The organism is Cohnella sp. (genome assembly GCF_041641335.1).
In the GTDB taxonomy this organism is placed as follows: domain Bacteria; phylum Bacillota; class Bacilli; order Paenibacillales; family Paenibacillaceae; genus Cohnella.
This window is the reverse complement of sequence record NZ_JBEPYQ010000039.1, coordinates 46,017-57,296: the sequence shown is the minus strand read 5'-3', so window position 1 is coordinate 57,296 and position 11,280 is coordinate 46,017. Positions and strand designations below refer to the sequence as shown.

Sequence of the window (11,280 nt, the reverse complement as noted above, 5' to 3'; positions counted from 1 at the left end):
CTTCGCCCTCGCCTTCCAAGCAGCCGGTTACGCTCGAATTCTCGACCAACGCATCGGGCGGGACGCTGGAAGCGTTCAAAGAGATCGTCGTCGGGTTTAATGACAGCCATCCGGGCATTACCGTAGAGCTAGCCGAGCTCGGCAAAGATTTTAACACGCTGATGACGGCCAGAATGGCGAACAACGACATGCCCGATTTGTTCTCGACGGCCGGCTGGTCCGTGCGCAGATTCGGAGAATATTTGCTGCCGCTCGGAGACCGGGCGTGGGCGGGGCAGGTCGCGGATTCGATCAAGCCGGTCGTTACCGATGCCGGGGGCCATCTGCTGGCGCTGCCGATGGACATCGACGTCAGCGGGATGATCTACAGTAAAACGATTTTGCAGCAGCTCGGCTTGTCCGTTCCCGAGACATGGGAGCAGTTTCTGGCCGCATGCGAGGCGATCAAGAAAGCCGGCTATACGCCGATCGCCGTAGCCGGCAAGGAGCAGTCCGACATCGCCGGCATGCTCAGCCGCGTCTCCCTGTCGCTGCTCGTGCAGAGCGGGAACAGCCATAAGAGCGCCTTCGAGCAGGGTTCGTTCGACTGGAAGGAGTTTGGCGCCGTGACCGATTTCGTCCTGAACCTGAAGGAGCAAGGCTATTTTAATGCCGATTATTTGACGGCCGACAAGGCGACGATCTACTCTGAATTCGCCAAAAACAACGTCGCCTTCGCCTTCCAATCGAACCAGACGATCGCCGAGATCAAGAAGCTGAATCCCGACGCCGACGTGTCGATGATGCGCATTCCGGTCGGGGATGCGAGCGCCAAGCCGTTCCTGATCAGCGGGGAACGGGATTCCGTCGGCGTCTGGAAGGACACGAAACATCCGGAGCAGGCGCTCGCACTCATCGATTACTTGGCCCAGCCCGACAACGTGCGCAAAATCGCCGAAGCCTACTCGCTGCCTGCCGGACTGAATGGCGTCGAAGTCGATCTCGGCACGCTGCAAGGAGTGTTCGATCAATATGAGGACGCGCCAGTCTCCAATCATTTCGATCGGCAGTATCTTCCGAACGGCATGTTCACGACGCTGGGCAATGTCGGTTCCGGCCTGCTGGCAGGTACGATGGATGCCGTCCAGGTCATCGCCGCGATGAGCGAAGATTATACGCGACTGTCGAATGCGAAGTAATGTCAGCGTCGGCGGCTTGAATCGAAGCCGACTGGCCGATCGGCTCCAGATTGCCGCGATGTACGCGCCGGCGGTCGTTCTTTTCGGCCTGTTCGTCTTCTACCCGCTGATTAGCGGTGTGAGGATCTCGTTCACGGATTGGAACGGTTATTCCCAGAACTATTCCTTCATCGGATGGGACAATTACCGGAAGCTGTTCTCCGACTCGAACATCCGCACCGCCTTCGTCAATACGATCATTTACGGAGTCGGCTCCGCCGTAATCCAGAACGTATGGGGGCTGCTGTACGCGCTGCTGTTGAACCGGAAGTTCGCGGGAAGAACGCTGGCGAGGGCCGCGATCTATTTGCCGGTGATGATCTCCGGCTTGATCATGGGTTATATCTGGTATTTCATGCTGCAATACAGCGGCGGGGCGCTAAACGATCTGATGCTCGCGCTCGGGCTGGCGCGCGTCGACTGGCTGGCCGATCCCCGCCGGGCGGTCGGACTGATTCTGTTCATTACGTCGCTGCAATACGTCGGACAAGCCATGGTCATCTATCTGGCCGGCCTGCAGACGATTCCTCAGACGTATTACGAAGCCGCCGAGATGGACGGAGTTCGGGTGTGGAGCCGATTTCGACATATTACGCTGCCGCTGCTGGCGCCGGCGATTATCACGAACGCGACGCTTAAGCTGATCGGGGGCTTGCAGCTGTTCGATCTCGTCATGGCGCTGACCGGCGGAGGGCCGGGCTTCAGCACTCATTCGGTGTCGACGATGATCAACTACTTGTACTTCACCAGTCAGAACGCCGGCTATTCCGCGACGCTGGGCATCGCGCTGTTTCTGACCATTATGGCGATTACGATCGCGGTTAACCGATTTTTGCGCAAGAGGGAGGTCGAGCACTGAGATGAGCCGTATTCGCAAGCTGGCGCTGCCTCCGCTCGGGCTAGCTCTCGCCGTCATTCATCTGCTGCCGCTGTACATCGCGGCGTCCGTCGCCTTCAAGCGGACGACCGATCTGTCTTCCCGATGGAGACTGCCGGATTACGTTTACCTGGATCACTTCAAGAGCGCGCTGCTCGAAAGCAATCTCCCGAGAGCGTTCGGCAACACTTTGGTCCTCACCGTATCGACCGCTGTATTGCTCGTCGTCATCGGGTCCGTCTCGGCTTACCCGCTGGCAAGAATTCATTCCCGGCTGAACCGGCTTTGGATGAACGTCATTCTCGGCGTCATGATGGTTCCGACGTTGAGCGTTATCGTCCCGCTGTACGCGGTCATGCGCGATTTCGGCGCGATCAACGCCAACTGGGGCATCGTTCTTGTGCTGACGACGTACAATTTGCCGCTGAGCATTTTCCTGTACGCCAACTTTATCCGCACGATTCCGCGAGAGCTGGACGAGGCGGCCAAGGTGGACGGATGCGGGCACTTCAGACTGTTCTACAGCATCGTGCTGCCGCAGCTCAAGCCGGTGACCGCCGCCGTGCTGATTCTGAAAGGACTCAAAGTGTGGAACGACTACGAGTTTCCGCTTTACTTCTTGCAGAAGCCGCACAACCAGACGGTCACACTGGCGATCTCACGCTTCTTCTCCGACACTTCGTCGGATTTCGGCTCGGCGTCCGCGGCAGCGGTTATGGCTGTCATCCCGGTCACCGTGGCGTTCCTGGCACTGCAAAAGTACTTTATTTCCGGTTTGACGGACGGAGCCGTCAAATGACGGCATTACGCAGGAGGAGTGGATTGCAGTTGGATTATCGAACTTATTCGGATCGCTTGATTTCTTTGTTCGAGCGGCAGATGAACGATCTGCCGCTGCCGTGGACCGTATCGGACCGGCTGCTCCGAAAGGTGACCGCAGACGGAGAGATGATGCCGTTCTACGGGGCGACCACGGTCATTATGCTGTCGGACAACGATCGCAAAATTTGCCTGGATGTTAGCGACCATCTGTTCGAGAAGCACGGAGGCCGGTTCGTCGCGCTCGACCCGCATACTTACCATCTGACGATTCACGCGCTGAGCAACGCGTACAACGTTGCCGGCGACGACGAAAGGATCCAACACAGCATCGAGCGGACGGAGCCTCGGGTGAAGGCCGAATTTCAACGGATCGCCGCGCAATTCGGAGAGCGCTCTATTCGCATGAGGGCGCTCGGCGTCAGCACCGGAGGGAAGGACATTATCGGTCTTAAGTTCGTGCCCGAAGCGAAAGAGGACTGCGAGCTGCTCATCGATCTGTTCGATAGGCTGGAAGCTGTCTATCCGCTTGGCGAGTTGTTCGTGCCGCACGTCTCGCTCGGGTATCACTGGGTCGGACCGCACAGTCCGGAGGAAGTAATCGCTCTGTACGACACGCTGCGCCGGATCAACCGGGAATTGGAGATGACAATCGAGCTGGACGTCTCCGAGCTCGTCTACCAGCACCACTATCATATGAACGATTTTCGGGACGTCTTTGCCGTGAAGGACTTTGCCGCTCTTGCGGAGAGGGAGGCGAACGGGTCGTGAGAAAATGGAAATCGCTCGTCTCTCCTGAATAACACTTTAGGGGGCTTCCCGTAAGCAAGCGAAGTTTCGCTTACGGGTAAGCCCCCTCTCGCCGCTCGTTACGCGCTGCGCCGGTTCGTCTTCTTGCCGTCGCATGTGAACAGCACCTTTTTGTCATCGCAGAACGTCTCCAGATGCACGTTCTTGCCCCATAGAGACACGAGATAAGGCAGCGTCCGTTCCACGTATTTGAGGTCGAGTTCGGTACCTTCGTATCGATGCGTCACATATAGCTCGCCGGTCCGCTGATAGTCGGCGTCCGTCACCTCCAGATAGGGGAAGCCGCCGTTCACGCGGGAGAAGACGAGCTGATCGCGCACGTTCTCCCAGCCTTTGTCGGTAATTTTCCACTCTTGCCCCTTTTTCTCGAAAATGTACAAATCCAGCTCCTCCGTCAGCTCCTTCGTCAAGTAGTTGCGCAGGAAGGAGGCGTCGGAATCGAGCTCGCGCACCTCGAATATTTTCTCGCGCCCGAACCTCTTCTCGATGTCCTCGAATATTTTAAGCCCGAGATAGTACGGATTAAGCGAATGCTTGGAAGGCTGCACGACCGCCGAATTCAACTTGGCGTATTCGACCGTCTCCTCGCTCGTCAGCGGCAGCTCGCGCATGATTCTCTGATGCCAGTACGAAGCCCAGCCTTCGTTCATGATCTTCGTCTCGATCTGCGGCCAGAAGTACAGCATCTCCTCGCGGATGATGCTCATGATATCGCGCTGCCAGTCTTCGAGCACAGGAGAAAATTGCTGGATGAACCAGACGATGTCCTTCTCCGGGCTGACCGGAAAACGTTTCGGAACGTCGTTCTCCTCCTGATCCGCCTTGCTCTGTCCGTTCGCTTCGTAGCTCTCGAGATCCCACAGGTCGTCGTACGGGGAGGAGAGGCGGCCCGCGTTTCTCTCCTTCTTCTCCCGGCGCTGCTGCGTCTCCATGTAATGCTTGCGGTCGAGGCCGTACGGCTTGCGGATGACGGGGTCGACGTGCTCCTGGATCGCCATGACCGCATCGAGGAAGCGTTCGACCTCCGCCGTGCCGTATTCGATCTCGTATCCGCTGATGCGCTCCGCGGCGGCGGACATGCTCTCCACCATATTGCGGTTGGAGACGGAGAAGCGGGCGTTGTTCTTGAAGAAGTCGCAGTGGGCGAGCACGTGGGCGACGATCAGCTTGTTCTGCACCAAGGAGTTGCCGTCCAGCAGAAAGGCGTAGCACGGATTGGAGTTGATGACGAGCTCGTAAATTTTGCTGAGACCGAGGTCGTACTGCATTTTCATCCGGTTAAACGTCTTGCCGAAGCTCCAGTGGCTGAATCGTGTCGGCATGCCGTAAGCGCCGAAGGTATAGATGATGTCCGCCGGACAGATCTCGTACCTCATCGGATAGAAATCGAGCTCGAATCGTTCCGCAATTTTCGTAATGTCCGCAATCGCCGTCTCCAGCTCAAGTTGTTCCTCTTCGCGTATCATGTTAAGCCAAGCCCCCTGTCATGAACAAAAATTTCACCACCTTATGTATATGTGGGAACCGGCGGGAGTGTGCTTGGTACATTGGGGGGCTCTTATTTTTAACATTTATTTAACGTAAACTTGTTGATTCGTTAATCTTTGGACAGGTATAATACAGGAAACAATACAACTAAAAACAGGAAAACACAACAGGAGGTTTTCTGCTTGTCCAAAGTCATATTTGTCGTTCTGGATGGATTGCGTTACGACACCGCGGTAGCCCAGCTTGGATACGTCTATCATCTGGTGGAGAAAGGGAAAGCGGCGCTGTACAAAGTCAAGTCCGAGCTGCCCAGCCTGTCCCGGCCTCTGTACGAAGTGCTTTTGACGGGAACTCCGAGCTGGCAGAACGGCATCACCTCCAACCAAGTCGTCCGATTGTCCCATAACAAGAGCTTGTTCCATCTGGCGAGGGAGAAAGGGCTGACGACGGCCGCCGCCGCCTATCACTGGGTAAGCGAGCTGTACAACAGCGCTCCGTTCGACTATTTGACGGACCGCGAGCAGCACGACTTGGACAGGCCGATTCAGCACGGGAAATTTTACTTCGACGACGTCTACCCGGACTCGCATCTGTTTCTCGACGCGGAATATTTGAGAAGAACGTACGATCCGGATTTACTGTACATTCATTCGATGAATATCGACGACGCAGGACATAAGTTCACGTCGGATTCGGCGCAATACCGCGGCCGCACGCTCGGCGTGGACAATATTTTGGCTCAGCTATTGCCAATTTGGATGTCGGAAGGCTATCATATCGTCATTACCGCGGATCACGGCATGAACGAATTCGGCCATCACGGCGGAACCGGCGCGGCGGAACGGGACGTTCCCCTGTTCGCGATCAGTCCGTCGTTCGCCCCGGGCGTCTATACCGACGAATACTTGCCGCAGCTTCTCGTTACACCGATGGTGTGCAAGCTGCTGGGCGTAGAGCCGACTGCGGTCATGACTCCCGGTCCGATTCCGGGCTTCGCGGATTAAAGCTCGGAGCAGAGGAGCCCTCGGGGCTGCGCACAAGGAGGAAGGGCAATGAAAGTCGATTTCCATTTTCATCTGGAGGAGGGGCCTTACTCCTTTAACTGGCTGCAGAGAACGGCCAAGGCGCTGGAAGTCGTGCCGGGAGAGCCGGAGCCGCGCGGGGACCGCAATACGCTGCAGTGGATGGAGGGTCAGATCGAGCGTCTGAAGCAACGGATCGACGAGGGCGGCTTTGCGGAAAGATGGATGGAAGCTTATTTGATCGAAGGTCGGAAAAAAGGCATCGAGCGCTTCGGCATGGTCGACCATCTGTACCGGTTCGAAGAGTTTCGCGGCTATTATGAAAAATTTATTCTGATGGACGACAGCGAGCTGGGACGGCTGCAGCGTTATTGGTTCGACAGAGTGCGGCTGTGCTCGATCGAGGAGTTTCTGGGCGCGGCGCGCAACATGCAGGCCAAAGGGCATCCGCTGTCCATCGGCGTGGAGGCCGATTATTTCCCGGGCGGAGAGGCGGAGCTGAAGGCGCTGCTGGATCGGTACGAGCTCGATTACGTCATCGGAAGCGTGCATTTCCTGGACGGCTGGGGGTTCGACAACCCGGAAGTGAAAGAGATTTACGAGAGCAAAGATTTGCTGGAGCTGTACAAATATGCGTTCGAGCACGTCAAGCAGGCGGCCAACTCCGGATTGTTCGATATGATCGCGCATCTCGACAACTTGAAGGTGTTCGGCTACAGGCCGGACGAGAGCCTGCTGATCGACTTGTACGACGACCTCGCCGCGGCGCTGAAGCGGGCAGGCGTGGCGACGGAGATCAATACGGGTCTCGCCTACCGTTATCCGGTCAAGGAGATGTGCCCGAGTCCGAGTCTTCTGGCCAAGCTGCGCGAGCACGGCGTTCCGATCACGCTCAGCTCCGACTCCCACTACCCGGACGACATCGGCACTTTGCTGGACGAAGCGGCCGAGCTTGCCAAGCGGACGGGCTATACGGAAATCGTCTATTTTGAGAAAAGAAAACGGCTGACGTTGCCGCTGTAACGCGAATCGTCGCAAGCCGCCCGCTCCCTTCTCCGGAGCTTGGGGCGGCTTTTTCGTGTGCGGGGACGTCGGCTCGTACGGCGTTTTCGGAAAGCTGTTGACAAATGCGCGATTTGTCTTTATGATCTATAACATACCCTACAGGGTATAATTTTATACATTCAAATATACCATATGGGGTATTTAGAAGGGGGCTTGGAGGATGACGCGTTCAGTCGTTGCGAATCAAGCGTTGGATTGCAAAGGGCTGGCTTGCCCGATGCCTGTCGTCAGAACGAAGCAAGCGATGGAAACGTTAAAGCCGGGAGAAGTGATCGAGGTCCAGGCGACGGACGAAGGGTCGCTCGCCGATCTGCAGGGCTGGGCCAAGGGAACCGGACACCAGTATTTGGGCACGCTGCGCGAAGAGGGGGTGCTGAAGCATTATATTCGCAAAGCTTCGGCGGAAGAGGCGCTCGAGGAAGAGCCGTTCTCTCCGGCAATCGGGAACGAGGCGCTTCGCGAACTGCTCGAGTCCGCCGCAGACCGTGGAAAGCTGACGATCTTGGACGTCCGCGAGCCGGCGGAGTTCGCCTTCGGCCACATCCCCGGCGCGATCTCCATTCCGTTCGGAGAGCTGGAGAACCGGCTCGGCGAGCTGGATCGCAGCCATCGGATCTACGTCGTATGCCGTACCGGCAGAAGGAGCGCAATGGCTTGCCGGATGCTTCAGGAGCATCGCTTCAGCGCGATCAACGTCGTGCCGGGAATGTCCGGGTGGGCGGACGGAACGCGCAGCCGCCAAGCCGCCCCGATGTCGCCCGGGGAGGTGGCGCGTGCGATGATCGCCCGCTCGCCTCTGTTTATTCTGGACGTTCGCAACGGCGACGCTTACGCGGATTGGAAAATCGAAGGACCCAGCATCGCGAGCGCCAACGTTCCTTACTTCGAACTGCTGGAAGGCGTCGAGCCCGCTCTGCCTTATCTGCCTGAAGAGGGAACGATACTGGTCGCCTGCGCCAAGGAAGGCTCTTCCCGTTTCGTCGCCGATCAACTCGCCGAAGCCGGCCGCAACTCCGTCCGTTACCTGGAAGGCGGCATGAAAGCCTGGAGCGAGCATCTGGAGCCGGTCAAGATCGGAGACTTGAACGGAGGCGGCGAGCTGTATCAGTTCGTCCGGCCGGGCAAGGGCTGCTTGTCGTATATGATCGTCTCGGAAGGCGAAGCTGCCGTCGTGGATGCGCCCCGCATGACCGGTGCGCTCGCCCGATTCGCGGAAGAGAAGGGAGCGTTCATTCGGCATACGATCGACACCCATCTGCATGCGGATCATATTTCCGGCGGGCGGAAAATCGCCGAAGAGGCCGGAGCGACCTACTGGCTGCCCGCCAAGGACGCGGATGAAGTCGTGTTCTCCTACGAGCCGCTGAAGGAAGGACGCGCGATCAAGGTCGGCCGCTCGGAAATCTCGATTCAGCCGATATACTCCCCGGGGCATACGATCGGAAGCACTTCGCTTATTGTCGACGACCGGTATTTGCTGAGCGGGGACATTCTGTTCACGGTCTCGATCGGCCGTCCGGATTTGGCCGGTCAAGCCGAAGCTTGGTCGGGGGATCTGCGCAGAACGCTGTACGAAACCTACAAAAGGCTGCCCGACCGCCTGATCGTGCTGCCGGCTCACTACGGACAACCCGAAGAGCTCGCCGAGGACGGGAGCGTGTCGGCGAAGCTGGGGGATTTGTACGCGAACAATCCGGGACTGAACATCGCGGACGAGACGGCTTTCGACAATGCCGTCACGGCGGATTTGCCCCCTCAGCCGAATGCCTACAAACAGATTCGCCAGACCAACATGGGGCGTTTGACCCCTGACGAGGAAGAACAGCGGGAAATGGAAATCGGACCGAACCGCTGCGCCATTCACGACAAATAGGAGGAACACGAACATGGCTAATATCGATTTGACGGTGGATACGAAAGGTCTTGCTTGTCCGATGCCGCTCGTCAAGGCGAAGAGAGCGCTCGACGGGATGCAGGCGGGACAAGTGCTGGAGCTGCTGGTGACGGATCGGGGGGCTTTGAATGACTTCCAGGCATGGGTCAAACAGTCCCCGAACGAATGGATTTCGCACGAAGAAATGAACGGCGTCTTCCGTTTTCTGATCCGGAAGGGCTGAGGCGTACGCGCGCCGCACAAGGGAGGTGTTCGATGCGATGGCGTTTGACCTGGACCCGGGTTTGGCTGCGCTGCTGCTGGCAATCGGTTTTGTCGGCTCGATGATCTCGGGCATGGTCGGCATCGGAGGCTCGATCATCAAGTATCCGATGCTGCTCTACATTCCGCCGGCGCTTGGCTTTGCGGCCTTTACCGCCCAGCAGGTGTCGGCGATGAGCGCGATTCAGGTGTTTTTCGCGACGCTCTCCGGAGCGCTCGTATTCCGCAAGGGAGGCTACATCCACAAGCCGCTCGTCGTCGTGATGGGAACGGCGATCGTGGCGGGCGGCTTCGCCGGAGGTTACGGTTCGCAGTGGCTGTCCGACTCCGTTATTAATGCGACCTATGCCGTCTTGGCGCTTATAGCGGCCGTGATGATGTTCTTCCCGAAACGGGCGGATGAAGGCGGGGGCGATGCCGCCGGGCTGAAATTCAACCGGCCGCTCGCGTTCGCGCTCTCCTTGGCGATCGGAATCGTGTCCGGCATCGTCGGGGCCGCGGGGGCGTTCATCACCGTGCCGGTTATGCTCGTCATCTTGCGTATTCCGACGAGAGTCGCGATCGCTTCCTCCCTCGTCATTACGTTCGTCTCGTCGATCGGCTCGACGGCGGGCAAGCTGATGGGCGGCCACATGCCGTTTTGGCCTTCCGTCATCATGATCGTCGCGAGCTTGATCGCGGCCCCGATCGGGGCGAGGATGAGCAAGAAGATCGGCACGAAGACGCTGCAATGGATGTTAATCGCGCTTATCTCGGCTACGGTCGTGAAAATATGGACGGACTTATTATTTTAACGATAGGGGGAATTCAATTCATGGAAGTTACGACGGACAAGGAGCGAACGACGATCGTGCTGTTCAGCGGAGAGCTGGACAAGGCGATCGCGGCTTTCATTATTGCCAACGGGGCGGCCGCTTACGATCATGACGTGACGATTTTTTTCACCTTCTGGGGGCTTAACGCGATGCGCAAGGACGAGGTCGTCAAGACCGACAAGGGCTTGCTGGAGAAAATGTTCGGTTGGAAGATGCCGCGGGGAGCGAACAAGCTCGGTCTGTCCAAGATGAACATGCTGGGTATGGGGCCGGCGATGATCAAGCACGTCATGAAGAAGCACAACGCGCTCGCCCTTCCACAATTGATCGAACTGGCACAGGAGCAAGGAGTCAAGCTGGTCGCTTGCACGATGACGATGGATCTGCTCGGTCTGAAGCGCGAGGAGTTGATCGACGGCATGGAATTGGCGGGAGTGGGCGCTTATCTCGGAGACGCGACCAGGGCCAAGGTTAATCTGTTTATCTGACTTGGCACGGCTTTCTTTTTTGGACTATAATATACCCATGCAGGTATTAAGCGCGTCGACAAGGCGAAGGGGGCGATGGAATTGGCTTACGAATACAACGACGATGTGAAAAAGAGGCTGAGAAGGCTGGAAGGACAAGTTCGCGGGGTGCTGCGGCTGATGGAGGAACGCAAGGATTGCAAAGACGTCATCACCCAACTGTCCGCCGTCCGCAGCGCCGCCGACAAAGCAATCGCGACGATCGTGGCCGAGAATCTGGAGAAATGCATTGTTCAGGAGCAGGCTTCGGGCGGGGATACGAAGAAGATGGTCCAGCAGGCGGTCGAGCTTCTCGTTAAGAGTCGGTGACGAAGACAGCCATAGATCGAAGATCAGAAATGGCGATGCGGGGATAAACTCCCTCAGCATCGCCATTTTTTGTCTGAATCGGCCCCCGAAAGTTTAACATGGGTTTTACAATTGTCAGGGATTCGTGTTAATGCAGTGCTTGTACACTGGGAAAAACAGTTTGCCAGGGGAGTGTA

Annotated in this window: 12 protein-coding genes and 1 pseudogene; 12 read left to right on the top strand and 1 reads right to left on the bottom strand. The window is 57.5% G+C overall.

Annotated elements, in window-relative coordinates; all coding sequences use genetic code 11:
- The 4 genes from ACESLM_RS14680 to ACESLM_RS14665 all read left to right on the top strand — a co-directional run.
- A partial coding sequence (locus ACESLM_RS14680) for an ABC transporter substrate-binding protein (RefSeq protein ID WP_372632319.1) occupies positions 1-1,178 on the top strand: 1,178 nt, incomplete at its 5' end.
- On the top strand, positions 1,168-2,076 hold the full coding sequence (locus tag ACESLM_RS14675; protein WP_372632318.1) for a carbohydrate ABC transporter permease: 909 nt from the start codon (positions 1,168-1,170) through the stop codon (positions 2,074-2,076). The genes ACESLM_RS14680 and ACESLM_RS14675, both read left to right, overlap by 11 nt.
- A 1-nt stretch (position 2,077) precedes the next feature.
- Positions 2,078-2,893, top strand: a complete 816-nt coding sequence (locus tag ACESLM_RS14670) for a carbohydrate ABC transporter permease (protein WP_372632317.1) — start codon at positions 2,078-2,080, stop codon at positions 2,891-2,893.
- 29 nt (positions 2,894-2,922) lie between these two features.
- Complete coding sequence (locus ACESLM_RS14665; RefSeq protein ID WP_372632316.1) at positions 2,923-3,684, top strand: hypothetical protein; 762 nt, start codon at positions 2,923-2,925, stop codon at positions 3,682-3,684.
- Between the two features lie 98 nt (positions 3,685-3,782).
- Here the strand turns inward: ACESLM_RS14665 and ACESLM_RS14660 are convergent, their stop codons facing one another.
- A complete protein-coding gene (locus ACESLM_RS14660; RefSeq protein ID WP_372632315.1) occupies positions 3,783-5,189 on the bottom strand; it encodes a SpoVR family protein in 1,407 nt (468 codons plus the stop codon).
- A 204-nt stretch (positions 5,190-5,393) separates the two neighbouring features.
- Between ACESLM_RS14660 and ACESLM_RS14655 the strand changes: the two genes are divergently transcribed.
- The 8 genes and pseudogenes from ACESLM_RS14655 to ACESLM_RS14620 all read left to right on the top strand — a co-directional run bounded on the left by ACESLM_RS14655 (position 5,394) and on the right by ACESLM_RS14620 (position 11,104).
- A complete protein-coding gene (locus ACESLM_RS14655) occupies positions 5,394-6,215 on the top strand; it encodes an alkaline phosphatase family protein (RefSeq protein WP_372632314.1) in 822 nt (273 codons plus the stop codon).
- Positions 6,216-6,263: 48 nt separating this feature from the next.
- Positions 6,264-7,256: a histidinol-phosphatase HisJ family protein gene (locus ACESLM_RS14650; RefSeq protein ID WP_372632313.1), complete on the top strand. Its 993-nt coding sequence runs from the start codon at positions 6,264-6,266 to the stop codon at positions 7,254-7,256.
- A 202-nt stretch (positions 7,257-7,458) separates the two neighbouring features.
- Positions 7,459-8,007: pseudogene (locus ACESLM_RS14645) on the top strand (sulfurtransferase TusA family protein); the annotation flags it as partial.
- 42 nt (positions 8,008-8,049) lie between these two features.
- On the top strand, positions 8,050-9,171 hold the full coding sequence (locus ACESLM_RS14640) for an MBL fold metallo-hydrolase (RefSeq protein ID WP_372632322.1): 1,122 nt from the start codon (positions 8,050-8,052) through the stop codon (positions 9,169-9,171).
- 13 nt (positions 9,172-9,184) lie between these two features.
- The gene (locus ACESLM_RS14635) at positions 9,185-9,415 is read left to right on the top strand and encodes a sulfurtransferase TusA family protein (protein ID WP_372632312.1); all 231 of its coding nucleotides are present in this window, start codon (positions 9,185-9,187) and stop codon (positions 9,413-9,415) included.
- 37 nt (positions 9,416-9,452) lie between these two features.
- A complete protein-coding gene (locus ACESLM_RS14630) occupies positions 9,453-10,247 on the top strand; it encodes a sulfite exporter TauE/SafE family protein (protein ID WP_372632311.1) in 795 nt (264 codons plus the stop codon).
- 20 nt (positions 10,248-10,267) lie between these two features.
- A complete protein-coding gene (locus ACESLM_RS14625; RefSeq protein ID WP_372632310.1) occupies positions 10,268-10,756 on the top strand; it encodes a DsrE/DsrF/DrsH-like family protein in 489 nt (162 codons plus the stop codon).
- Between the two features lie 81 nt (positions 10,757-10,837).
- Positions 10,838-11,104, top strand: coding sequence for a metal-sensitive transcriptional regulator (locus tag ACESLM_RS14620; RefSeq protein ID WP_372632321.1), 267 nt, complete (start codon positions 10,838-10,840; stop codon positions 11,102-11,104).
- Positions 11,105-11,280 lie beyond the last annotated feature (176 nt).